At 69.6% G+C, this 23,147-nt stretch carries 21 protein-coding genes; 15 read left to right on the plus strand and 6 right to left on the minus strand.

Annotated features, from left to right (window positions below; genetic code table 11):
* Positions 1–103 precede the first annotated feature (103 nt).
* Both ACWJI3_RS06820 and ACWJI3_RS06825 read left to right on the plus strand, forming a co-directional pair.
* On the plus strand, positions 104–784 hold the full coding sequence (locus tag ACWJI3_RS06820) for a hypothetical protein (RefSeq protein ID WP_233132903.1): 681 nt from the start codon (positions 104–106) through the stop codon (positions 782–784).
* Positions 785–875: 91 nt separating this feature from the next.
* Entirely contained in the window at positions 876–1,331 is a 456-nt protein-coding gene (locus ACWJI3_RS06825; RefSeq protein ID WP_480203283.1) for a hypothetical protein, read from the plus strand.
* 63 nt (positions 1,332–1,394) lie between these two features.
* Here ACWJI3_RS06825 and ACWJI3_RS06830 read toward each other — a convergent pair whose 3' ends face one another.
* Complete coding sequence (locus tag ACWJI3_RS06830) at positions 1,395–2,600, minus strand: phosphoglycerate kinase (RefSeq protein WP_094512008.1); 1,206 nt, start codon at positions 2,598–2,600, stop codon at positions 1,395–1,397.
* A 142-nt stretch (positions 2,601–2,742) separates the two neighbouring features.
* Here ACWJI3_RS06830 and ACWJI3_RS06835 point away from each other — a divergent pair, with 142 nt between their 5' ends.
* From ACWJI3_RS06835 to ACWJI3_RS06845, 3 genes are read left to right on the plus strand one after another with little or no spacing between them, the layout of a single operon-like run.
* Positions 2,743–3,123: a universal stress protein gene (locus ACWJI3_RS06835; RefSeq protein ID WP_480203284.1), complete on the plus strand. Its 381-nt coding sequence runs from the start codon at positions 2,743–2,745 to the stop codon at positions 3,121–3,123.
* On the plus strand, positions 3,120–4,097 hold the full coding sequence (gene ylqF / locus ACWJI3_RS06840; RefSeq protein WP_255100687.1) for a ribosome biogenesis GTPase YlqF: 978 nt from the start codon (positions 3,120–3,122) through the stop codon (positions 4,095–4,097). The genes ACWJI3_RS06835 and ylqF overlap by 4 nt, the downstream gene beginning before the upstream one ends.
* Positions 4,094–5,119, plus strand: a complete 1,026-nt coding sequence (locus tag ACWJI3_RS06845) for an RluA family pseudouridine synthase (RefSeq protein WP_094512001.1) — start codon at positions 4,094–4,096, stop codon at positions 5,117–5,119. The genes ylqF and ACWJI3_RS06845 overlap by 4 nt, the downstream gene beginning before the upstream one ends.
* On the opposite strand, the gene ACWJI3_RS06850 is transcribed toward ACWJI3_RS06845, so the two are convergent.
* Together ACWJI3_RS06850 and ACWJI3_RS06855 are read right to left on the minus strand one after the other, a co-directional pair.
* Complete coding sequence (locus ACWJI3_RS06850; protein ID WP_480203285.1) at positions 5,116–6,480, minus strand: ClC family H(+)/Cl(-) exchange transporter; 1,365 nt, start codon at positions 6,478–6,480, stop codon at positions 5,116–5,118. The genes ACWJI3_RS06845 and ACWJI3_RS06850 overlap by 4 nt on opposite strands.
* Before the next feature lies 1 nt (position 6,481).
* Positions 6,482–8,104, minus strand: coding sequence for a dipeptide ABC transporter ATP-binding protein (locus ACWJI3_RS06855; protein ID WP_255141368.1), 1,623 nt, complete (start codon positions 8,102–8,104; stop codon positions 6,482–6,484).
* Between the two features lie 109 nt (positions 8,105–8,213).
* Here ACWJI3_RS06855 and ACWJI3_RS06860 point away from each other — a divergent pair, with 109 nt between their 5' ends.
* The gene (locus tag ACWJI3_RS06860) at positions 8,214–10,598 is read left to right on the plus strand and encodes a RelA/SpoT family protein (protein WP_255100162.1); all 2,385 of its coding nucleotides are present in this window, start codon (positions 8,214–8,216) and stop codon (positions 10,596–10,598) included.
* Between the two features lie 30 nt (positions 10,599–10,628).
* Here the strand turns inward: ACWJI3_RS06860 and ACWJI3_RS06865 are convergent, their stop codons facing one another.
* Positions 10,629–11,132 (minus strand): GNAT family N-acetyltransferase, encoded by a 504-nt coding sequence (locus ACWJI3_RS06865; RefSeq protein WP_480203286.1) that lies wholly within the window; start codon positions 11,130–11,132, stop codon positions 10,629–10,631.
* A gap of 142 nt (positions 11,133–11,274) precedes the next feature.
* On the opposite strand from ACWJI3_RS06865, the gene ACWJI3_RS06870 reads away from it, so the two are divergent.
* The 8 genes from ACWJI3_RS06870 to grrM all read left to right on the plus strand — a co-directional run bounded on the left by ACWJI3_RS06870 (position 11,275) and on the right by grrM (position 19,201).
* Positions 11,275–12,756 (plus strand): protein adenylyltransferase SelO, encoded by a 1,482-nt coding sequence (locus ACWJI3_RS06870; protein ID WP_480203287.1) that lies wholly within the window; start codon positions 11,275–11,277, stop codon positions 12,754–12,756.
* Positions 12,757–12,846: 90 nt separating this feature from the next.
* A complete protein-coding gene (locus ACWJI3_RS06875; RefSeq protein ID WP_094511969.1) occupies positions 12,847–13,035 on the plus strand; it encodes a hypothetical protein in 189 nt (62 codons plus the stop codon).
* Positions 13,036–13,088: 53 nt separating this feature from the next.
* Positions 13,089–14,465, plus strand: a complete 1,377-nt coding sequence (gene mnmE, locus ACWJI3_RS06880; RefSeq protein WP_480203288.1) for a tRNA uridine-5-carboxymethylaminomethyl(34) synthesis GTPase MnmE — start codon at positions 13,089–13,091, stop codon at positions 14,463–14,465.
* 61 nt (positions 14,466–14,526) lie between these two features.
* On the plus strand, positions 14,527–15,534 hold the full coding sequence (locus ACWJI3_RS06885) for a TerB family tellurite resistance protein (protein WP_480203289.1): 1,008 nt from the start codon (positions 14,527–14,529) through the stop codon (positions 15,532–15,534).
* Positions 15,510–16,469 (plus strand): carboxylating nicotinate-nucleotide diphosphorylase, encoded by a 960-nt coding sequence (nadC, locus tag ACWJI3_RS06890; protein ID WP_480203290.1) that lies wholly within the window; start codon positions 15,510–15,512, stop codon positions 16,467–16,469. Before ACWJI3_RS06885 ends, nadC begins: the two co-directional genes overlap by 25 nt.
* Positions 16,470–16,595: 126 nt before the next feature.
* Positions 16,596–17,543: an extracellular substrate binding-like orphan protein GrrP gene (gene grrP, locus ACWJI3_RS06895; RefSeq protein WP_480203291.1), complete on the plus strand. Its 948-nt coding sequence runs from the start codon at positions 16,596–16,598 to the stop codon at positions 17,541–17,543.
* A gap of 58 nt (positions 17,544–17,601) precedes the next feature.
* Entirely contained in the window at positions 17,602–18,048 is a 447-nt protein-coding gene (gene grrA / locus ACWJI3_RS06900; protein ID WP_480203292.1) for a GrrA/OscA1 family cyclophane-containing rSAM-modified RiPP, read from the plus strand.
* Positions 18,049–18,052: 4 nt separating this feature from the next.
* Positions 18,053–19,201 (plus strand): cyclophane-forming radical SAM/SPASM peptide maturase GrrM/OscB, encoded by a 1,149-nt coding sequence (gene grrM / locus ACWJI3_RS06905; RefSeq protein ID WP_480203293.1) that lies wholly within the window; start codon positions 18,053–18,055, stop codon positions 19,199–19,201.
* A 37-nt stretch (positions 19,202–19,238) separates the two neighbouring features.
* Here grrM and ACWJI3_RS06910 read toward each other — a convergent pair whose 3' ends face one another.
* Together ACWJI3_RS06910 and ACWJI3_RS06915 are read right to left on the minus strand one after the other, a co-directional pair.
* On the minus strand, positions 19,239–20,288 hold the full coding sequence (locus ACWJI3_RS06910; RefSeq protein ID WP_480203294.1) for a hypothetical protein: 1,050 nt from the start codon (positions 20,286–20,288) through the stop codon (positions 19,239–19,241).
* Positions 20,289–20,313: 25 nt separating this feature from the next.
* Entirely contained in the window at positions 20,314–21,063 is a 750-nt protein-coding gene (locus tag ACWJI3_RS06915) for a class I SAM-dependent methyltransferase (RefSeq protein WP_480203295.1), read from the minus strand.
* Positions 21,064–21,289: 226 nt separating this feature from the next.
* Between ACWJI3_RS06915 and argS the strand changes: the two genes are divergently transcribed.
* Positions 21,290–23,146, plus strand: a complete 1,857-nt coding sequence (gene argS, locus ACWJI3_RS06920; protein WP_480203296.1) for an arginine--tRNA ligase — start codon at positions 21,290–21,292, stop codon at positions 23,144–23,146.
* Position 23,147: the final 1 nt, after the last annotated feature.

Here is a 23,147-nt window from a genome sequence, read left to right on the forward strand (position 1 = left end):
GCCCTCTCTGTCGTTCACTCGCCGTTCGCTCCCGCGTCCGCACAGGTCACACGCCTTGCTCTCGGCCCTGATGTTGGCTGCCGCCTGCTGGGCGCCGACGGCGATGGCGGCCGCTCCCGGCACCGATCTGCTGCGCAGCTTGGAGACCGCCCTCAACAGCGGCTCCGCCGGCAGCGTGGCTGCCTTGCTCAAGGCCGGCGACGGCATCGATCCCGCTGATCTGGAAGCCCGTTACCGCAGCCTCCGCACGCGCTTCCCTGATGCCCGCTGGCAGATCACCCCGGGGGACAGCCTCAAGGACGGCCGCAGCACTGTGCGCATCAGTGTGAGCGGCACCAGCCAGGTGGGCGCCTTCCTCTATCGCCTGCAGGCGGAGCAGCTGCTGGCCCTCAGCATCCGGGATGGACGGCTCGATGGTCAGGAGCTGATTTCCGAGAACGCCACCCTGCGCAGCGGCAGCACTGACCTGCCAGTCAGTGTGCTGATCCCTGATGCGGTGCTCACCGGCCAGCGGTATGACGTGGACGTGGTGTTCGATGACCCGCTTGACGGGGCGGTGGCCGCCGGTGGCATTGCCGCCGTGAGCGAGGAGCAGATCCGCGCCTTCCAGAGCCCCGACCTTGAACTCACGGCGCTCGGTGGCGGTGGGGTATTCAAAGTGGTGCAGGCGCCCCAGCAGCCCGGCAGCCAGACCTGGGCCGTGCTGCTCGTGCATCCCGATGGCATCGTGAGCACCACCAAGCGGGTGCGGGTGGTGGGCAACCGGGACGCGCTCACGCCTTGAGCACGTCCGCCAGCCACATCCGGTCATCTTCGGTGGCTGCTGAGTGTGCGTTTAGACAGAGATCGGCGACAGCATGAGGGCGCCTGAGCACATGATCTTCCTGATGTCCTCCACCCGTTTGCAACGACTGTTGCTACCCCCCGTCGTCGCCACCCTGGCGGTGATCGTCCATCTGGCTGCCGGCCAGGCCCAGGCCGTTCCTGGCGACGGACCCGGCGCTGGTCGCAGGGCCTGGCTCGAGTCGGTCGAGAAGCTCACCCCTAGCCAGAAGCAGGAACTGTTCAGCTTCCAGCGCAGCCTGTCCCTGAAAACCCATGCCGAGCAGATTTCCATCCTGCAGAGCAGCGAGCGTTGCGTCAGCGCCGCGACCGACTTGGACGACTTGCAATCGTGCCGCCGCAAGGCGATGGCAAGCCGTCGCGCCCTGATGACCAAAAACCGCGATCAGGCGAAAGCCTTCAACCAAAAGCTCGGCCTTCCCATGCCGGAGCTGAACGGGGAAGACAAAGGCGGCCGCCGCGGCCGGGGCAGCAGGCAGGCGCTCTGATCTGAGCCAGCGTGGGGGCAGTAGCCGCCCCAGCCTTTCCTGCGTCGCCCCGGTGACCTGAGATCAGGCCTCGTCGAGGGCGGCCACGCCGGGCAGCACCTTGCCTTCCAGCAGTTCAAGGCTGGCGCCACCACCGGTGGAGATGTGGCTCATGCGCTCGGCCACGCCCACCTTCTCGACAGCCGCCACCGAATCACCGCCACCGATGATCGTGCAGCAGCCCTTGCCGCTCAGATCGGCCAGGGTGTGGGCGATGCCGTTGGTGCCGGCAGCGAACTTGTCGAACTCGAACACGCCCATGGGGCCATTCCAGATCACGGTCTTGCAGTCGGCCAGGGCCTCCTGGAAGGTCTTGATCGAATCGGGGCCGATGTCGAGGCCCATCCAGCCGTCGGGGATGGCGTCGATCGCGGTGGTCTGGCTGTTGGCGTCGGGGGAGAAGGCATCGGCCAGCACCACATCGGTGGGCAGCAGCAGCTGCACGCCCTTGGCGGCCGCCTTGGCCTCCAGCTCCTTGGCGAGCTCAAGTTTGTCGTCTTCCACCAGGCTCTTGCCCACCGCCAGGCCGCGTGCCTTGTAGAAGGTGAAGATCATGCCGCCGCCGATCAGCACCTTGTCGCACTTGTCGATCAGGGCTTCGAGCACGCCGATCTTGCTGCTCACCTTGGAGCCGCCCACGATCGCCGCCAGCGGCCGCTGAGGCTCATCGATGGCGCCCTGCAGGTACTGCAGTTCCTTCTCCATCAGGTGGCCGGCCACGCTGGGGCTCAGGTACTTGGTGACGCCTTCGGTGGAGGCGTGGGCCCTGTGGGCGGCGCCGAAGGCGTCGTTCACATAGACGTCTGCCAGGGCGGCCAGCTTTGCGGCGAAGGCGTCGTCGTTCTTCTCTTCCTCGGCGAAGAAACGCACGTTCTCCAGCAGCACCACATCGCCGTCGGCCATGGCGGCCACCTTGGCTTCGGCATCAGGGCCGATGCAGCTGTCGGTCTTGACCACCGGTTTGCCGAGCAGCTCGGCGAGGCGGGACGCCACCGGGGTGAGGCGCATCGTTTCGTTCACCTGGCCCTTGGGACGGCCGAAGTGGGCGGCCAGGATCACCCGGGCTCCCTTGGTGGTGAGGTCGTTGATCGTGGGCAGGGCGGCCCGGATGCGCGTGTCGTCGGTGATGGCGCCGTCACCGTCGAGTGGCACGTTGAAGTCGACCCTCACCAGAACGCGCTTGCCGCTCAGTTCATCGGCGGAGAGGCTGGCCAGGGAGCGCTTCGTCATGGATTCAAGATGTAAGGAAAGATGCGCGACATTAACCCGTGGCCCTGCCCGTGTTGAAGGGGGCGGTGGTCTCGGGCACAGCGGGCGCTAGGACAAGGTCAGCAACTTGCCTGCCCCTTCTGTCCCGTCGGGGATGTGACCGATGTTCTCCACCATCCTGTTCCCCATCGACCAGAGCCGTCAGACCATGGAGACGGCTGCCTTCACGCTGCGCCTGGCCCAGCAGCACAACGGGCGGCTGGTGGTGCTCTCTGTGGTGGAACCGGCGGGTGCCATGCACGATGCGGCCGCCGTTGCCAGCCTGCTGGAGCAGGCCCGCAGCCACTTCGAGCAGGCGGGGGTGGCCTGCGAAGTGATCGAGCGGGAAGGCAATCCCGCCTTCGTGATCGGCGACGTGGCCGATGAGATCAACGCCGATGTGATCGTGATGAGCACCCGGGGCCTCACGCTCGCAGCCGATGAGCCCAGCACCGCCGCCCGGGTGATCCAGTTGGCTCCCTGTCCGGTGCTGGTGGTGCCCTGATGCAGCCCGCCATTCAGTGGTATCCCGGCCACATCGCCAAGGCGGAGCGCCAGCTGAAGGCCCAGCTCGCCAAGGTGGATCTGGTGATCGAGGTGCGTGATGCCCGCATCCCCCGCGCTACCAGCCACCCGCGTCTGAAGCGCTGGATGGAGGGCAAGCACCGCCTGCTGGTGATCAACCGCCGCGACATGGTGAATGAAACGGCCCGCCTGTCGTGGGACCGCTGGCTGCGCGAGCAAGGCGAAGTGCCCTGGTGGTGTGACGCCAAGACCGGCACGGGCGTGAAGCAGCTGCAGGAGGCGGCGATCCGGGCGGGCGAGCAACTCAATGCCCGCCGCGCCGGCCGCGGCATGCGCCCGAGGCCGGTGCGGGCCCTGGTGCTCGGGTTCCCCAACGTGGGCAAGTCGGCGCTGATCAACCGGCTGGTGCGCCAGAAGGTGGTGGAGAGTGCCCGGCGGGCCGGGGTCACCCGCACGCTGCGCTGGGTGCGGCTGGGCCAGGCGCTGGATCTGCTCGATGCCCCCGGCGTGCTTCCTCCCCGCCTGGAAGACCAGCGCGCTGCCCTGCTGCTGGCCCTCTGCGACGACATCGGCCAGGCCGCCTACGACGGAGAGGGGGTGGCGGTGGCCTTCCTGCACCTGCTCGATGCGCTGGCCTCGGTGCCGGAGGCCGGGCTGCCGGCGCAGCTGCTGGAGAAGCGCTACGGCGTGGCACTGCCGCGGCGTCAGGGGCGGCGCCATGCCGATGGCGAGCACGACGACGCCTCGGACGGGGATCGCGAGCGTGATGGAGCTGGGGCCTTGGAGTCGTTGCCGGATGGGCTGGCCTGGTTGGAGGCCGCTGCCGCCCGCCACACCAGCGGCGACACCGCGCGCATGGCCCAGCGCCTGCTCGATGATTTCCGCCGCGCCGTGCTCGGCCCGATCGCCCTGGAGCGCCCGCCCCAGAAGCCCGCCGCCGCTGTGGAGGCATGAGCGCGTTCGGGGCAGGTGAAGGGGAGTTGATCACGCTCCACTACCCCCGGCCCCTGCCGATGCGGCTCGATCGCTGGCTGGTGGCCCAGCGGCCGGAGCAGAGCCGTGCCCGCATTCAGAAATTCATCGATGCCGGCCTGGTGCGGGTGAACGGCAGCCCGGGCCGCGCCAAGACACCGCTGCGGCCTGGAGATTGCGTGGAGCTGTGGATGCCGCCGCCGGAGCCGCTCCCCTACCTGATCCCGCAGCCGATCCCGCTCGACATCCTCTACGAGGACAGCCACCTGATCGTGCTCAACAAGCCTGCCGGGCTCACGGTGCACCCGGCGCCCGGCAACAAGGACGGCACCCTGGTGAACGGCCTGCTGCACCACTGCCCCGACCTGCCGGGCATCGGCGGCGAGCGGCGGCCAGGCATCGTGCACCGCCTCGACAAGGACACCACCGGCTGCATCGTGGTGGCGAAGAGTCAGCAGGCCCTGGTGAACCTGCAACGCCAGATCCAGCAGCGCGTGGCCTCCCGCGACTACCTGGGTGTGGTGCACGGGGCGCCCCAGGCGGAGTCCGGCACGATCGAGGCCGCCATCGGCCGCCACCCGATCGACCGCAAGAAGTACGCCGTGGTGGCCGACGACAAGGGCCGGCTGGCCCGCACCCACTGGCGCCTGATCGAGCGGCTGGGTGATTACTCCCTGCTGCGCTTCAAGCTCGACACCGGCCGCACCCACCAGATCCGTGTGCACGGCGCCCACATCGGCCACCCGATCGTGGGGGATGCCACCTACAGCCGCTGCCGGCGTCTGCCGATCGAGCTGCCGGGCCAGGCCCTGCATGCGGTGGCCCTGGGCCTCGACCACCCGATCAGCGGCGAGCGGCTGAGCTTCGAGGCGCCGCTGCCGCCCGCCTTCACGGCGCTGCTCGCGGTGCTGCGCCGCCGTCAGCCCGCGCACCAGGCCCAGCCGGCAGCCGCCGACGCCATCGGCACCGCCGCCTCCACCAGCCCCGCAGACCCGTTGCCCTAGCCGGGGTCTGTGCGGTCGTTGGCTGCCGCTGTCGCGTCAGCGGCACTCTGGCGCCGCCGCTCCCGCAGCGATTCGTCGCGCATCAGCTCGTACATGGTGTTGTGCTCAAACAGATCGGCCACGGCGATCGCCGTGCTCACGGCGAAGCCGATCGGCAGCAGCAGGGCGTAGTCCTTGCTGAGCTCGAAGGTGAGCAGGATCGCGGTGAGCGGCGTGCGGGTGAGGGCCCCCAGGAAGGCGCCGCCGCCGGCGAACAGCAGCGTGGACGGGGCGTAATCGAACAGCACCTGACACACCTGCTGCACCAATGTGCCCAGCGAGGCTCCCACCACCAGCGCCGGTGCCAGGAAGCCTCCGGGGGCGTCAGCCGCCACAGCCAGGGCAGTGCCGGCCGCCTGCACGATCAATGCCACCAGGGCATTCAGCGGCGTGCTCAGCCCGAGCAGGGCGCTGAAGCCGAGCCGATCGGGATTGTCGAAGCTGGGATTGAGCAGGGAGGAGGCCAGGCCGATCCCCAGGCCTACCAGACCCAGCTGCTGCCACAGCGACAGATGGAGGCGGAAGAACCCCCGACGCAGGCGCACGATGACCCGTTGGTAGAGCATCGCCAGCGCGCCGGCGGTCGCGCCCAGCAGCATCAGCAGGGGGATGTCCACCAGGCGGAAATCGGTGAGGCGCGAGGGGTCCTCGATCACCGGCAGCAGCTGCCGTAACCACAGCGGCCCGCTTTCATGGCCATCGAACAGCCGGGTCCAGGTGATCGTGGCGAAGATGGCGAAGGTGACGACGGCATTGCTGCGCACCGTGCTGCCTTTGAACATCTCCTCGAGCGTGTAGGCCAGGCCGCCGAGCGGCGCGTGAAAGATCGCCGCCAGGCCAGCGCCACTGCCGATCGCCACGGCCAGCCTGCGTTCCCGCGGTGGGGCCTGCAGGCCGTCGGCGGTGGCGCGGCCCACCACGGCGCCGATCTGGATAGAGGGGCCCTCCGGCCCCACCGGCAGGCCGCTGCCGATGGCGATGCCGCTGGCCAGCAGCTTGACGATCGCCAACCGCCAGGTCATCGGGATCGGCACCCCCTCCAGCCAGAGCATCACCTGAACGATTCCCGATCCCTTCGCCTCCGGCTCGAAGGCGCTGATCAGGCCACCGGCCACCGCGCCGCCCAGGCCGCCCATCAGCGGCAGCACGATCCAGCGGGGCAGCACGGCCGCCAGCTGCAGCCGCAGGCTGTTCAGCAGCTGGGTTTCGCCGCTGTACAACCGGATCGCCACGGCCACGCCGATGCCGATGGCGTTCACCAGCAGCAGCAGGCGCAGCAGGCGCCTGACGGCCTGGTGGCGCTCCGGGGCTGTCAGCGCCATCTCAGCTCAGGGCCGGCAGGCGTGGACTGGCCGCCACCAGCTGCCTGGTGATCGCCGCCTGGGGGGCTGCCAGCAGCTGATCGCCGGGCCCTTCCTCCACGATCCGGCCGCCGTCGAGCACGATCACCCGCTGGCAGAAGCCGCCGGCCAGGGCCAGGTCATGGGTGATGAAGATCAGCCCCAGCCCCAGCCGCTGCTGCAGGGCGCGCAGCAGGGCGAGCACCTCGGCCTGCACTTCTGCATCCAGCATGCTCACGCTCTCGTCGCAGAGCAGCACGCTCGGCTCCAGCACCAGCGCCCGGGCGATGGCCACGCGCTGCTGCTGGCCACCGGAGAGCTGCCGCGGCAGCCGGTTTTCGAAGGCCTCGGCCGGGCTCAGCCCCACCGCTTCCAGCCCTGCGCGGGCCCGGGCGCGTGCCTCCGGCCGGCTGGCCAGGCCATGGATGCGCAGCGGGTCGGCCACCGCTGCGCCCACCGTCATCACGGGGTTAAGGCAGGCCAAGGGATCCTGGAACACCATCTGCAGGCGCCGCCGCTGGCGGCGCAGCTCCGGCCCCCGCAGTTGCAGCAGGTCGCGGCCCTGCAGCCGCACGGCGCCGCCGCGCACGGGCGCCAACCCCATCAGGGCGCGGCAGAAGGTGCTCTTGCCGCAGCCTGAGGCCCCCACCACCCCCACCGTTTCGCCTTCACGCAGCTCCAGGCTCACCCCATCCACCGCCTTGAGCCAGCGCTGCCGGAAGGGGAGCGAGGGCAGCGGGTGCCAGGAGCGCAGTTCCTCCACCGCCAGCAGGGGTGGGCCGCTGGCCGGTGGGGGCGTGAGGCCGCCTTCGCGCCTTCGCGCCGCCGCCACCAGCCGCTGGGACAGGGGGGCCTGCGGCCGGGTGAGCAGGGTATGGGCGGGAGCCTCCTCCACCAGCCGCCCGGCTTCGAGCACGGCGATCCGGTCGCACCAGCGCCCGGCCATCGCCAGGTCGTGGCTGATCAGCAGCAGGGCGCTGCCGGTTTCGCGGCAGAGGCCCGTGAGTTCGGCCATCACCTGACCCGCCACCGCCACATCGAGGCTGGTGGTGGGTTCATCGGCGATCACCAGTGCCGGCTCCAGGGCCATCGCCAGCGCGATCGCCAGCCGCTGGCGCATGCCACCGCTGAATTCATGGGGATAGCTGCCGTAGCGCTCCGGGTTGATGCCCACCCGCTCCAGCAGCTCCTGGGCCCGGCGCCGCACCTGACGACGGCCCCAGAGCGGCCGGTGGGCGGTGAGCGTGTCGCCCAGGTGATCGCCGATGCGCAGCAGTGGGTTGAGCCGGGTCATCGGGTCCTGGAACACCAGGCCCACGGCTTCGCCCCGCAGGCGCTGCAGGGCGGCACGGCGCAGACGGCGCGGGTCCTGGCCGCACAGCAGCAGCTCGCCGCTGCATTGGCTTCCTGCCGGCAGCAGTTGCACCACGGCGCGGGCCACCGTGCTCTTGCCGCATCCGGAAGGCCCCACCAGCGCCAGACGGTCCCCAGGGTCGAGGCGCAGATCCAGGCCATCGAGGGTGGCAGGACCCTCCGGGGCGCCCGGGTAGCGCACCGTCAGCTGGTGGATCTGGAGCACTGGAGCGCTGGACCGGGAGCTGGCCATGGTGTGAGCGGATCGTGACCGGGCAGCGGGCCCAGCATGGGGGATCCGCGCCCGATCTGCTCATTCCGCGTGGCGCCTGCCTACGCTGAACGCCAGAGGAAACCTGTAGATGCTCGAAGCGGCGGCAGGAACCCGAATCGCCCCGATCGAGGTCAACGGACTCCCCGCTGTTCCTGACCGCTCGAAGGAGGCCGGGGCCGCTGGAGGCGCTCTTTCCCCTGCGGCCAGCACCACCCAGCGCCGCCTGCGCGACGCCGAGGCTTACGGCGTCGTCCTGCCCGACTGGCTGCGCACCTGCCTGGAGCGGGTGCGGACCAGCGACGACCAGCCCGGTGCCGCCGTGCCCCCCAGCCATGGCGAATCGCTGCTCGCCAACGCCTTCGATTTCGCCTTCCAGCTGCACGACGGCCAGGTGCGGGCCACCGGAGAGCCCTACATCATTCATCCGATCGCGGTGGCCGATCTGCTGCGCGACATCGGCGCCGGCCCCGGTGTGATTGCCGCCGGCTTCCTGCACGACGTGGTGGAGGACACGGAGGTGAGCCCGGAGGAGCTGGAAGCCCAGTTCGGCGCTGAGGTGCGGGCGCTGGTGGAAGGGGTCACCAAGCTGGGCGGCATTCATTTCACTGACCGCACCGAAGCCCAGGCGGAGAACCTGCGCCGCATGTTCCTGGCGATGGCCAGTGACATCCGGGTGGTGCTGGTGAAGCTGGCCGACCGGCTGCACAACATGCGCACGATCGGCGCCCTGCGGCCCGAGAAGCAGCAACGCATCGCCCGGGAAACCCGCGAGATCTATGCCCCGCTCGCCAATCGTCTCGGCATCGGGCGGTTCAAGTGGGAACTGGAAGATCTCGCCTTCAAGATCCTCGAACCTGCCGCCTATCAGGAGATCAAGGAGCAGGTGGCCAGCAAGCGCAGCGACCGCGAGGATCGCCTGGCGGTGACCGTGGCGCTGCTGCGCAAACGGCTGGCGGCGGTGGGGCTCACCAACTGCGATGTGAGTGGCCGGCCGAAGCATCTCTACGGCATCTGGAGCAAGATGCAGCTCCAGCAGAAGGCCTTCCACGAGATCTTCGACGTGGCGGCGCTGCGCATCCTCACGCCGAACCTGGAGAGCTGTTACCGCGCTCTGGCCGTGGTGCATGACACCTTCCGCCCGATTCCCGGCCGCTTCAAGGACTACATCGGCCTGCCCAAGCCCAATGGGTATCAGTCGTTGCACACGGCGGTGATCGGCCGGCACCGGCCCATTGAAGTGCAGATCCGCACCACAGAGATGCACCAGGTGGCGGAGTACGGCATCGCCGCCCACTGGAAATACAAGGAGGGCGGCTCACCTGCGGATGGCGGCACTACCGAACGCTTCAACTGGCTGCGGCAGCTCGTTGATTGGCAGCAGGACGGCGGCGGTGACGACAGCAGCGATTACCTCGCCTCGATCAAGGAGGACCTCTTCGATGAGGAGGTGTTCGTGTTCACACCGCATGGGGATGTGGTGGGGCTGCGCAAGGGCGCCACGGCGGTTGATTTTGCTTTCCGTATTCACTCGGAAGTGGGTAATCACTGCCAGGGCGTACGCATCAACGACCGCCTCTGCCCCCTCGCCACCCAGCTGAGAAATGGCGACTTCGTGCAGATCATCACGGCGAAATCTGCCCACCCGAGCCTCGACTGGCTCAACTTCGTGGCCACACCCACGGCCCGCAATCGCATCCGCCAGTGGTACAAGCGCAGCCACCGCGATGAGAACATCCTGCGCGGCCGCGATCTGCTGGAGCGGGAGCTGGGCCGCGACGGCTTCGAGGCGCTGCTGAGCGGCGAGGCGATGGCCAAGGTGGCTCGCCGCTGCAACCTGGTGGGCACTGAAGACCTGCTGGCGGCGCTCGGCTTCGGCGGCGTCACCCTGCATCAGGTGGTGAACCGCCTGCGCGAGGAGATTCGCCTCGCCACCGAAGCGGCGGCACCGGCGCTCACCAATGAGCAGGTGGCCGCCGCCGTTTCGGCTGGCCGGCCGGAAGCGCCCGTGGCGTCACCCGCCTCGGGCAGCCCGATTCTGGGGGTGGAAGGGCTGGAATACCGGCTTGGTGGCTGCTGCGGCCCACTGCCTGGGGAGCCGATCGTGGGTGCGGTGGCGCTGGGCAACCACGGCATCACGATTCACCGGCAGGACTGCGGCAATGTGGCCCAGGTGCCGGTGGAGCGGCGTCTGCCGGTGCGCTGGAACCCGATCGGTGAAGCGCAGCAGCGGCGCTATCCGGTGCGGCTGCGCATCGAGGTGCTCGATCGGGTCGGGGTGCTGAAGGACATCCTCACCCGCCTGGCTGATCACCGCATCAACGTGAGCGATGCGCGGGTACGCACCAGCGTGGGCAAACCGGCCACGATCGATCTGAAGGTGGAATTCGTGAGCGCCGCCCAGATGGGCACCACCATGGATCAGATCCGCTCGATGGCGGATGTGCTGGATCTCTGCCGCACCGGCAACGGCTGACCACACCTGCCAGTTGACGCAGTTTCTTTCTCAGGTCTTCAGCAGCGGCTTGACGGCATAAATCACCCGGTCGGCGTAGCCAAGATGGGCGTAGAGGCGGTGGGCTCGTTCGTTCTGTGCCAGCACGGCGATCCCCGACACTTCACAACCCTTCGCCTGGAAGTAGCTTTCGACCGCGGCCATCAGCTGCGTGGCCACCCCCTGGCCACGAAAATCTTCGGACACAAACAACTCAAGAACTTCGCCCTCCCGCTGCACCGTGTTGCCGATGGCTTCGTAATAGGGCGGGGCTTTCACGATTCCTGCCACCATTCCCGCTGGCTGATCACCACTCACGGCCACCAGGATCACACCGTCCCCGCCGGCAACGCGCTTCTGCAGATCCTGCGAATAGGCCTCTCCATAGCCATCCGGGCAGATGATCCGCTGCGTTGGATCGAGGGGCATGAGCGATTGCTGCAGCCCCGTGATGTAGTGGGCGATCAGGTGCAGTTCTTCGCTGCGGATGGGCCGGATTTCAAGGGGGGGCTTCATGGGGATCGGCGCAGCCGCGGCTTCGGGGATGGTGCGCCACACACGGTGAGGCTCTCTCCGGCTGCGCGATTCTGCAGCAGCTGTACCGGGCGTCCCGGCGGCAGACCACTCGTTGCGCTACGCGCAGTTTCGCCTGCTGCCCATGTCCGCCAGCCCCAATCCCCTGCTCGCCTTGCCCTTCGAGCCCTCGATCGAGGCGCTCGGTGAGGCCTACTGGGATGTGGTGGAGGCGGCCGCCTTCCCCCAGAGCCGCCTGCGCTTTCGCAACGATCCGCTGCTGCTGCAGCTCGGGGTGGATCCGGCCGCGGTGAGCGACGCGGATCTGGAGGCGGCCTACGGGCGCTTCGAAGGGCGCACGCCGCTGCTGGCCCTGCGCTACCACGGCTATCAGTTCGGCACCTACAACCCGTTTCTCGGCGATGGGCGCGGCTTCCTCTACGGCCAGCTGCGCGATCGCCACGGTGCCCTGCAGGACCTCGGCACCAAGGGGTCTGGCACCACGCCCTGGAGCCGTGGCGGGGATGGCCGCCTCACGCTCAAGGGCGGCGTGCGCGAGGTGATCGCCTCCGAAGCCCTGCACCGCCTCGGTGTCACCACCAGCCGCACACTCAGCCTGGTGGAAACGGGCGAGGGGCTGTGGCGCGGCGATGAGCCCTCCCCCACCCGCAGTGCGGTGATGGTGCGCGTGGCCCGCACCCACCTGCGCTTCGGCACCTGCGAGCGGCTGCTGCACCTGCGCCAGCCCGGCCAGCTCGAACGGTTGTTGCGTCATGTGGTGGCCGTGTGCTACCCCCACATCGCCGCCGCCCATCCCCCCGCTGCCGATGGCAGCGCCCTGGCGGCCCTGCTGGCGTTCTACGGCGAACTGGTGGAGCGGGTGGCGCGCCTGGCGGCCGAATGGATGGCGGCCGGCTTCATCCATGGCGTGCTCAACACCGACAACATGTCGTTGATGGGCGAAAGCTTCGATTACGGCCCCTTCGCTTTCCTGGAAACCTGGGATCCGGGCTTCACCGCCGCCTACTTCGACCACAGCGGCCTGTACGCCTACGGCCAGCAGCCGCTGATCTGCCACCAGAACCTGCGCCTGCTGCAGGAGCCCCTGGTGATGCTGCTGCCGCGCGCCGAGCTGGAAGCGCGGCTGGAGCGGTTCGTGCCCACCTACGACCACCACTACCTGATGCGCCGCCTTGGTTTTGATGCCGGCGCCGTGGCGGCGGTGGTCGATCGCGGCGGCGATCTGGTTGACCCGGTGCCGCTGGCCCTGCAGCTGCTGGCCGCCTGGCCGGTGGCCTACGGCAGCTTCTTCGCCGCCCTCGCCGACCGCATCGCCAGTGGCGGCCTGCCGGAAGAAGCCGAAGCCCTGGCGCCGTTCGTGCCTGGGGCCCCTGCGCCACCGCCCGATCGCTGGGCCGCCTGGCGGGAGGCCTGGTGGGGCTGGTCGTCAGCGCTGCCTCCGGAGCAGCAGCAGGGCATTGCCGCCACCCTGCGGCGCTGGAATCTGCCGGTCACGCCGGTGCGGGGCGAGATCGAGCGCCTCTGGCAGGCGATTGACACGGCGGACGACTGGGACCCCCTCCAGCAGTGGCTGGATGCCTGTGTGGCCTCTGCTGGCGTCCCCTGACCTCAGGCGTCTTCGGGTGTTTGGCGCTACAGCTGCCCCAGCGGGGCTCTGTCTGAATTCAGTCACCGGTTTCCGTCTCGATGCCTCGCCATGACCTCCGAACAGGCCGCCCAGCTGATCGACGACACCCTCGACCTCGTGCATCAACGGCTCCAGACGCTCGAAGCTGACCGCCAGGGCCGCGAACACAGGGCGCTGGCCGCCGAATTCCGTGAGTGGCGCCAGCCCAGTGGCGGCCACATCGACCTGATGCTCTGCCCCGGCTTCAGCCGCGGCTGACCGCCGGGCTCCGCCGCAGCCGAGACTGGAGCGTCCGTCGCCGCCGGGGCCGGTTGGATTGGGACGACACCATCGCTGCGATCGCCACGGCCGTGGCACCGGGCCTGGGGAGTGTGGCGATCGTCAGGATGTCCGGCCCGGCGGCGGAGTCGATCGGCCGCACCCTGTTCCGCGCCCCGGGGCAGCAGGTCTGGGACAGCCACCGCGTGCTCTATGGCCATGTGGTGGACCCGGCCAGCGGCGAACGGGTGGATGAGGCTCTGCTGCTGCTGATGAAGGCACCGCGCAGCTTCACCCGCGAGGACGTGGTGGAACTGCACTGCCACGGCGGCCTGATCGCCGTGCAGCGCGTGCTGGCGCTGGTGCTGGCCCACGGCTGCCGCCGTGCCTCCGCCGGTGAATTCAGCCAGCGGGCCTTTCTGAACGGTCGCCTCGATCTCACCCGCGCCGAGGCGATCGGCGACCTGATCGCCGCCCGCAGCCAACGGGCCGCCCAGCTGGCGATGGCGGGCCTCGATGGCGGCCTGCAGCGCCGCATCACCGCCTTGCGGGAGCAGCTGCTCGACCAGCTGGCCGAGCTGGAGGCACGGGTGGATTTCGAGGAGAACCTGCCGCCGCTCGATGCCGTCGCCGTGGTGGCGGCGCTCACGGAGGTGCGCCAGGCGCTCGAGGCTCTGGTGGCCGAGGCGCGCCAGGGGGAGTTGCTGCGTGACGGGCTGCGGGTGGCGATCGTGGGACGCCCCAACGTGGGCAAGTCGAGCCTGCTTAACCGGCTCAGCCGCCGGGAGCGCGCGATCGTGACCGACACCCCCGGCACCACCCGCGACCTGCTCGAAAGCGAGCTGGTGCTGGAGGGTGTGCCGCTCACCCTGCTCGACACGGCCGGCATTCGCCCCACCAGCGATGCGGTGGAACGCCTCGGCATCGCGCGCAGCCGTGCCGCCCTGGCCGCCGCCGATGCGGTGCTGCTGCTGTTCGATCTCACCACCGGCTGGAGCGACGACGACCAGGAGCTGCGCGACCTGGTGCCGGACGGTGCGGTGCTGCTGCTGGTGGGCAACAAGGCCGATGCCGCCGGCCTCGCCACCGGTGCGGTGGCCCCTACCGGCCCCGGCTGTCCGCTCGAGGTGGCGATCAGCGCCCGCACCGGCGAGGGCTGCGATGTGCTCGTGGAGACGCTGCTGCAGCGCTGTGGGGCCACCGAGCTGCAGGGCCTGCAGGTGGCGCTCAATGGCCGTCAGCGCGAGCTGGCCGCCGCCGCTGCCGCTGCCCTCGGCCGCAGCCTGGAGGCCGCCGCGGCCCAGCTGCCCTGGGATTTCTGGACGATCGATCTGCGCGCCGCCGTACGCAGCCTCGGTGAGATCACCGGCGAGGAGGTGAGCGAAGCCGTGCTCGATCGGGTGTTCGCGCGCTTCTGCATCGGCAAATGAAACGGGGCGGAGCACAGCAAAGAGGGCTGAGCACAATGGCCTCACGGCGTGGAGCTGTGCGGTGATCGATCCCAGGGCTCAGCTTCCGTTGGAGCAGCGCCAGGCCATCGGCGCCGCCGCTCTGGCGGCCCTGCTCACGGTGGCCCGCTGCAATGGCGCGCCCACGGCCAAGGCCCTTGCCGCCATCCGCGGCGTGCGTGATCACCTGCTGCAGATCGACTGCGACCTGGAGGCGCTGGCACCGATCAGCCCCGACCAGCTGGCCGAACGGGTGCAGGCCGTCACTGCCGATCCTCAGTGGCGCGAGCGCATCCTGCGTGGCATGACCCTGGTGGCCCTGCTCGACGGTGCCCCCTCCCCGGCGCAGCAGCAGCTGCTGGAGCAGGCGGCGGCAGCCCTGGCGGTGGACCCGGCGCCGGTGCGCACCTTCGGCCAGGTGATGGAGCAGCGGCTGGCCATGGTGCGTCTCGACATCGCCCGGCGCGGCTTCATCGCGTCGGCGGCGCGGGCCACCCTGGAGCAGGAGGGGCTGCGCGGTGCCCTGGGGGTGGCGCGGGTGTTGCTGCGGCAGGAGGACACCGCCATGGCGGAGCGTTACCGGGCCCTGCGCCACTACCCCGCCGGCAGCTTCGGCCTGGCCTATGCCGCCTTCATCGACCGCAACGGCTTCGGGTTCCCCGGAGAGCTGGGCGGCCCGCCGCCGCCGGTGATGCACCACGACTGCTGCCACGTGCTGGGCGGTTACGGCACCACCGCCGCCGAGGAGGGGGCTGTGCTCGGCTTCCAGGCGGGCTTCGAGCGGGTGGACCCGTTCTATGTGCTGATGTTCGGGCTGGCGGAATTCGAGCTGGGCATCGGCACGACCCCGTTCATCCCGGGTGAGCGTGATGCGCTCGATGTGGAGCGCCTGTTCGCCGGCATGGCACACGGCGCCCAGGTGTCGGTGGATCTGATCGCCGCCATCGACCCCTGGGACCACTTCGCCGACCCGCTGGAGCTGGTGCGCCAGCGCTTCAACGTGCTGCCCCGCGGCCGGGAGCCCGAATGGCCGGCGTCGATCACGCGCTGAGCTGTCCTGCCTGCCGCTGCCTGCGGCTCCCTTCCTCCGCCTCCCCCCGCCTTTCCCCGGTGACACAGCCGCCCCTACTGCCTTTCAGCCCTGCTCTTGAACAGCAGCTGCGTGGCTGGCTGTCGGAGGATCTCGGCCGCGGCGATCTCACCGCCCCGGCCCTGACCGGTGCCTGGGGCCGAGCCCACTGGATCGCCAAGGCCGATGGGGTGTTCTGCGGCGGTGTGCTGGTGGAGCCCCTGTTCCGGCTGCTGGATGCGGGGGTGGTGGTGCGCGATCGGCTGGCGGAGGGGACGCCGGTGCGGGCCGGGCAAGCGTTGCTGGAGCTGGAGGGGGCAGCGCCGGCCCTGGTGGCGGGGGAACGCACGGCCCTCAACCTGGCCATGCGCCTGAGCGGCATCGCCACCGCCACCGCCCGGCTGGTGGCTGCGCTGGCGGGCAGCGGCGTGGCCCTGGCCGACACCCGCAAGACCACGCCCGGCCTGCGGCTGCTGGAGAAGTACGCCGTGCGCTGCGGCGGCGGTTTGAACCACCGCTTCGGCCTCGATGACGCGGCCATGCTCAAGGAGAACCACCTGGCCTGGAGCGGCGGGGTGGGGCCGGCGATCGCGGCGGTGCGGGCGGCGGCGCCCTGGCCGGCGCGGGTGATCGTTGAGGCGGAAACCGCCGCCGAGGCCGAAGCCGCAGTGCGTGCCGGCGCCGATGCGGTGCTGCTCGATGAATTCGCCCCGCCGGCCCTGCAGGCGTTGGTGCCGCAGCTGCGGGCTCTGGCGGCAGCGCAGGGGCGGGCGGTGGTGCTGGAAGCGTCGGGGGTGCAACCTGAACAGCTGCGGGCCTATGCCGCCACCGGCATCGATCTGATCTCCACCAGTGCGCCGGTCACCCGCAGCCGCTGGCTGGATCTGAGCATGCGCTACCTCCCGAGCGACGGCTGAGCGTGGCCACCACCCGGGCCTGGCGTCATGGACCTGGCGTTGTGGATTTATGGCGTTGGTTCCAGGCTTATGGCGCGCCTGGCCCGGTGGCAGCAGAGTGATGCCGGGTTATCGATGCCGTGAGCCATGCCGTTCTGCCGCTTCTCGAGCCCGAGCCTTCGGCTCACCTCGGTGGTCCTTGCGTTGCTGGCGGCCGTGATGCCGGCCGCAGCGGCTCGTGCCGAGGGGGTGCTGCAGCGGGTGGCCGTCACCGGTGAGCTGGTGGTGGGGAGCGAACCCCTGTTACCCCCCCTCAGCTTCCGAGACAGCAGTGGCCAGCCCGTCGGCTATGGGGTGGAGGTGGTGCGCCGGGTCCAGGCAGAGCTGTCCGCGGCGCTGGGGCGGCCGATCACTGTGCGGTTTGAGCCGGTGAGCGATCCCGCCGAGCTGGTGCGCCGGGTGGGCAAGGGAGAACTGGCTCTCGCCTGCGGCGTGCCCTTCTCCTGGGCCCGCGATGCCCAGGTGGATTACACCCTGCCGATCGGGCTCTCCGGCATCCGCGTGCTGGCCCCGGCGGGCCGGATCGATGGCTCAGCAGCCTCACTGCTGGGCCGCCGCATCGGTGCCGTGCCGGGTTCCCTCGGTGAGGCGGTGTTGAAGGGCATCCAGCCCAAGGCACGCGCTGTTCCCTTCGCCGGGCTGGGGGAGGCGGTGGCCGCGCTGCAGGCCGGCCAGCTGGACGGCGTGATGGGGGACACCACCCTGCTGATCGGCAAGGTCAGCAGCCTCGGTGCCACCGGCCTGGTGGTCACGCCGGAGCTCCCTTATGAGCGCTACGCGGTGGGTTGCGTGGTGCCTGAAAACGATTCCGCCTTCCGCGACCTCACCAACCTGGCGATCGCCCGACTGCTGCAGGGCTATGTGGACGGCGATCCCGAGGCAGTGGCCAGCGTGGACCGCTGGGTGGGTCCGAAGGGGATGCTGGGGGTGCCGTCTGAGCGCATTCGCACCTATTTCGAAACGGTGTTGCTGAATTACGAGGCGATCCGTCCCCAGGGTCCAGCGGCAGCGTCTTCCGCCCCGTCTGCGCCCTGAGTCACCCCGCCCCACGCCCTCGCCCTCCGCTTCTTCCGTTCTCCAGGTTTCACTTCCGATGGCTTTCCTTCCGCGTCCCAGGCAGTTCGGCTTTCTGTTGTTCCTGGCGATCCTGCCGCTGATCCCGGCCGCCGAAGCGCTGGCGGCCGCTGGCGCCGCCAGCCCGAGCCACGACGGCCCTGAACCGGACAGCCTCAGCGTGGAGGCCCGACTGCGCCGCATCGCCGGGGCGGTTCGCGAGTTGGAAACCGGCCCGGACCATGGCCAGGATCAGGCTGTCGATGGCCAGGAGCCGGCAGCAACCAAGGCCATCCCCGACGACGTGCTGGCCTACGTGTTTGTGAACGGGCCGCGGGTCGGTTGGCGCAATGGCGGCTTCTCTAACGGTGGCTTCCGCAATGGCGGCTTCTGGAACGGCGGCTTCCGCAATGGAGGTGGCTGGCCTAACGGTGGCTTCGGCAATGGGGGGTTCCGCAATGGCGGCGGCTTCCGCAACTTCTGGTGAGCCGTTGACCTCCCCCGCGTTCGGTCCCCTGCGGCTGCTGGTGGTGCAGCCCACCCCGTTCTGCAACCTCGACTGCGACTACTGCTACCTGCCCAGCCGCGACGACCGCAGCCAGCTGCCGCTGGAGCTGCTGGAGCGCACGCTGGAGCGGGTGCTGGACAGCCCCTTAGCCACCGACGACTTCACCCTGCTGTGGCATGCCGGTGAGCCGCTCACCATGCCGATCGCCTTCTACGACGAGGCCACCGCGCTGATCCGCTCCGTACTGGCCCGCCGGGACGGTCCGCCGCTGCAGATCGCGCAGTCGTTGCAGACCAACGCCATGACGATCGACGCCGCCTGGTGCGATTGCTTCGAGCGCAATGACATCCACGTGGGCGTGAGCCTGGATGGCCCTGCCTTCCTGCACGACGCCCACCGCCGCACCCGCACCGGCCTGCCCAGCCATGCCGCCAGCCTGCGGGGCATCGGCTGGCTGCAGCGCCGCGGCATCCCCTTCCAGGTGATCGCCGTGCTCACCGACGACGCCCTCGATCACGCCGACACCCTGTTCGACTTCTTCCACGGCCAGGGCATCGACAACCTGGCCTTCAACATGGAGGAAACCGAGGGAGAGAATCTCAGCTCCACCCTGTCCCGCCCCCGCTCGGAGGCGCGCTACCAGGCGTTTCTTGAGCGTTTCTGGGAGCGGCTGCGGGCCGAGCCCGGCGCCCTGCGCCTGAGGGAGTTCGATGAGATCGCCGGCCTCGCCTGCGGCGATCAGCGGCTGGCGCGCACTGACATGAACCACCCGTTCGCGATCGTGAACGTGGATGCGCGCGGCAACTTCTCCACCTTTGACCCCGAGCTGCTGTCGGTGGCCACCGCCGCCTACGGCGATTTCGCCTTCGGCAACGTGATCACCGACAGCCTGGAATCCGTGGTGGAGAGCGTCAAGTTCCAGCAGGTGTACAGCGAGATCCGCTCCGGCGTGGAGCGCTGCCGGGCCGAGTGCGAGTACTTCGGCCTCTGCGGCGGCGGCGCCGGCAGCAACAAGTACTGGGAGCGCGGCACCTTCGACTGCAGCGAGACCCAGGCCTGCCGCTACCGCATCAAGCTCAGCGCCGATGTGGTGATGGCGGGCCTGGAGCGGGAACTGGAGCTCACCAGCTGAGCGGAGGCTTCAACCGCCCACCGGCGGAGCGGAGCCTTCAGCCCTCATAGGGCCAGAACTCCGGCTCGTCGAGCATGGGCCGCTCCAGCGGCAGCACGTGGAAGCGGCGACGGATCTCCAGCAGGGGCTCGCTGGCGAGGGCGAGGTGATCGAGCCGGCTGAAATCACCGCTGCAGGCGGCGCCCCGGCGCCAGGCTTCCGCCAGCAACTCGGGCGCGCCCGGCAGATCGAGGGCTCCCCGTTTGCCGTTGAGGCCGTTGTAGGGCTCGCCGTCGCCGCCGTAGGGCACGAACTGGCTGTCGTTGCCGTGCACGAACAGACCCACCTCATGGATGAGGAAGTTGGCGAGCGAGGCCATCCAGTTGGCGTCGTCGTTGCGGAGCGCCAGCTTGAAGGCGCCCAGGGCGATCTCGCCCGGCCCCGTCGGCTCGTAGCCGGTGATGACGTGGTTCATGTCATGACTCACGTAGTAGGCGGGGTTCGGGGTGTTCCGGGCCGGCAGGGGCAGGCCGTTGCGCGCGTAGAACTGCACGAAGGCCCAGCCGAGGCTGCCGTGGGGGCAGTCGCGCAGCCCCTGCACCTGGGCGAAGAAGGCGTCGCCGGGAGCGCCGCCCTGATCCTTGCCAGGCTGCTTGCTGGGATCCGCCATCAGGGCGCCGTGGCGGGCGGACAGCTCGGGCATGAAGGCGGCGTAGCAACGCACGAAGCTGGCGGTGGCTTCCGCGGCGGTGCGGTGGAAGAGGTCCTGCACGAGGCGCAGCTCAACGCCGTGGATGCCGATCGCATCGCTGAAGGCCTCCAGCCGCTGCAGCTGGGCGGCGCTGCGGGGATGGCGGCAAAGCTCCAGCATCAACGCCAGCTGCAGGAAGCGGCGGCGGCTGTCGTCGTCTGGCAGCCGGGCCGCCAGCTCCTCGGGCGGCAGTGGGGCGACGGCCGTGAGTTCGTCTGGGGTGAGCCCGAGCAGGTGCACCGCCAGGCTGCTGAGCAGCCGCGCCTGCTCGCTGGTGGCGCCGCCCTCCACGGCGACCAGATCGCGCAGCCCGCCCACCAAGGTGCGTGCCAGCGGGGGAGGGAAGGGTTGCAGCATCGACGGTGGGGCCGCACCCCGCCATTCAAGCGCTGCCCGCCGCTGACGGTCCGCCCTCCGCCGCCGTGATCCGCTCCAGTTGCAGGGCATCGGTGCAGCCGTCGTGGCCCTGGTCGTAGCGGCTGGAGCAGAAGGTGCCCCGCCAGCCCGGCGGCAGCTCGGCCAGCAGCGACACGGCGTAGGGATGGCGCCGTGCCACCCGTTCGATCGTGTGGGCGGGGTAGAGGCGCACCGCGTGGCGGCTGACGCGGCAGAGCTCGCTCAGGGCCAGGCGGTGCCAGGCCAGATCGAAGGCGTCACTGCTGGAGAGGCCGCCATCGCGCAGGGGGGCATAGGCGAAGAGCAGATGGCCGCTGAGCACCAGATCGAAGCTTTGGTCCGGGAAGGGCAGCTCCGGCAGGGAGGCGTTGCGGTAGTGCTGCGGATGATGGCGGCGATCCTCCAGAAAGGCCTGCAGCGCCTGCATGTGCTGCTCGCGGCAGGCCTCCAGATCGAAATCGGGCCGCAGCGCGGCACTGCTGCGCAGGCCTGCCATGGTGCGCTCCAGATCGGCCAGGGCCTGGCGTTCGAGCTCCTCTTCCGGCAGGGCGTAGAGGGGATCCACCGCCACCATCTCCCCCACCAGGCCCCTCAACCGCGCCGAGAGCGAACCGGGCCCGCCGGGGCAGTCGAGCACGCGGGCGTCGCGCCACTGCTCCAGGTCTCCTTCGAGGTTGAACATCGCCAGGGCCTGCTCACCCAGACGCCCGTAGAACACCACGGAGGCAAGTTGCATGCGGTTTTGAGGCGGTGGGGGGTTGTGGTGAACGGGGCGTTCACCTGCTCCGCCAGCGGGTTCCGCCATCCTGGCGGGCCACCCATGGCGTGGGCAGCCCCTTAGCGCTGCTCGCTCTATTTGTGCATGCTTCCAGAACCTGCCCGGCGGGTTGCCATCGGTCCAGAGGGGATGATCAGGGTGCCTCCCCCCTGCCGGGAGCGTCCTGCTTCCGTACCCGCTGCCCATGCTTCGCCTCGCCCAAGCCCTCGACAGCCAGCTGCGCGCGGCGATGCAGCGGGCCTTCCCCGTGGAAGCCATGGGCGAGGAGATCTCAACGATGTTCGGGGCAGGGGGCCTGCGGCTGGATCCGCAGCTGGCGCCGGCCACCAAGCCCGAATTCGGTGATTTTCAGGCAAACGGTGCTCTTTCCCTCGCCAAGCCGCTCCGCCAGGCGCCGCGGGCCATTGCCACGGCGATCGTTGAGCAGCTGGCGGCCGATCCGGCCTTCACCGCGCTCTGCCTGGAACCGCAGATCGCCGGCCCCGGCTTCATCAACCTGACCCTGCGGCCGGAGCGGCTGGCCGCGGAGGTGGCAGGGCGGCTGAGGGATCCGCGCCTGGGGGTGCCCACGGTGGCCGAGCAGAGCGGTAACGGGGCGCCGGCGCCGGTGGTGGTGGATTTCTCCAGCCCCAACATCGCCAAGGAGATGCACGTGGGGCACCTGCGCTCCACGATCATCGGCGACGCGTTGGCGCGGGTGCTGGAGTTTCGCGGCCATCCGGTGCTGCGGCTCAACCATGTGGGCGACTGGGGCACCCAGTTCGGCATGCTGATCACCCATCTCAAGCAGGAGGCGCCCGAGGCGCTTATCACCGCCGACGCGGTGGATCTGGGCGATCTGGTGGCCTTCTACCGCCAGGCCAAGGCCCGCTTCGACAGCGAAGAAGCCTTCCAGACCACCTCGCGTGAGGAGGTGGTGAAGCTGCAGAGCGGCGATCCGATCAGCCGCCGCGCCTGGCAGTTGCTGTGTGATCAGTCGCGCCGGGAATTCCAGCGCCTCTACGACGCCCTCGACATCCGCCTCGATGAGCGCGGCGAATCCTTCTACAACCCCTATCTGGAGGCGGTGGTGGCGGATCTGGCCACCACCGGACTGCTGGTGAGCGATGGCGGCGCCCAGTGCGTGTTCCTTGAAGCGGAGGACGGCAGCGCCAGCAAGGCTCCGCCGGTGATCGTGCGCAAGAGCGACGGTGGCTTCAACTACGCCACCACCGATCTGGCCGCCATCCGCTACCGCTTTGCCGCGCCCCCAGCAGGCGATGGGGCCCGGCGGGTGATCTACGTCACCGATGCGGGCCAGGCCAGCCATTTCGCCGGGGTGTTCCAGGTGGCCCGCCGCGCCGGTTGGATCCCCGAGGACGGGCGGCTGGAGCACGTGCCCTTCGGGTTGGTGCAGGGGGAAGACGGCAAGAAGCTCAAGACCCGCGCCGGTGACACGGTGCGACTCAAGGAGTTGCTGGAGGAGGCGGTGGAGCGCTGCGAGGCCGACCTGCGCCGTCGGCTGGCGGAGGAGGAACGCCAGGAAGAGGAGGACTTCATCACCGAGGTGGCCACCACCGTGGGCCTGGCGGCAGTGAAGTACGCCGACCTCAGCACCAACCGGATCACCAACTACCAGTTCAGCTTCGATCGCATGCTGGCCCTCAGCGGCAACACCGCCCCCTATCTGCTCTATGCGGTGGTGCGCATCGCCGGCATCGCCCGCAAGGGAGGCGCCGGGGCGGATGCGGCTGCCGGTGTCGCAGATTCACCGTTGCCGGAGATGCTCAGTTTCAGCGAGCCGCAGGAGTGGGCGCTGGTGCGGGAGCTGCTCAAGTTCGACGGCGTGATCGCCGAAGTGGAGGAGGAACTGCTGCCGAACCGGCTGTGCAGTTATCTGTTCGAACTGAGCCAGATGTTCAACCGCTTCTACGATCAGGTGCCGGTGCTCAAGGCCGAGGAACCGGCGCGGAGTTCGCGGCTGGCGCTCTGCCGCCTCACGGCGGCCACCTTGAAGCTGGGGCTTGGCCTGCTCGGTATTCCCACCCTGGAGCGGATGTGAA

This window comes from Marcopretia estuarina LEGE 06307, assembly GCF_056633115.1.